The sequence below is a fragment of the Paraclostridium dentum genome (genome assembly GCF_012922555.1).
GTDB lineage: Bacteria > Bacillota > Clostridia > Peptostreptococcales > Peptostreptococcaceae > Paraclostridium > Paraclostridium dentum.
Genome location: NZ_WIPK01000211.1, coordinates 1 through 305, shown reverse-complemented (window position 1 = coordinate 305; position 305 = coordinate 1). Strand labels below are relative to the sequence as shown.

The window sequence follows — 305 nt, the reverse complement described above, 5'->3', positions numbered from 1 at the left end:
ATAAACTTGATGGACCTAAATCTGTAGGATGTGTGAAAGGGGAATGGACGTTGCTCCCAGTGTGTAAACCTCCATGTAAAGTGGAAGGTGAACGTATTCATTCTGGTCAGTCTGATGAATATCTGCAAGACGGTGACGAGAAGAGATATTACTGTGGTTTCTTGAAGAAAATAACTGTTAGATGCCTCGACGGAACACCGAGCTACGGTGAATGTAAATGGAATCTGGCAAATCCATAAGCACCAATTTCCCTATACTACAGTAACATTGTCTATGGTACGCTGCCAACACTGATGCTTGATCAT

Annotated in this window: 1 protein-coding gene; it reads left to right on the top strand. The window is 42.3% G+C overall.

Going from position 1 to position 305, the window contains the following annotated elements:
- Positions 1–239, top strand: a 239-nt coding sequence (locus GFJ41_RS18600) for a hypothetical protein (RefSeq protein ID WP_206001644.1), incomplete at its 5' end; no start/stop codon positions are given.
- Positions 240–305: the final 66 nt, after the last annotated feature.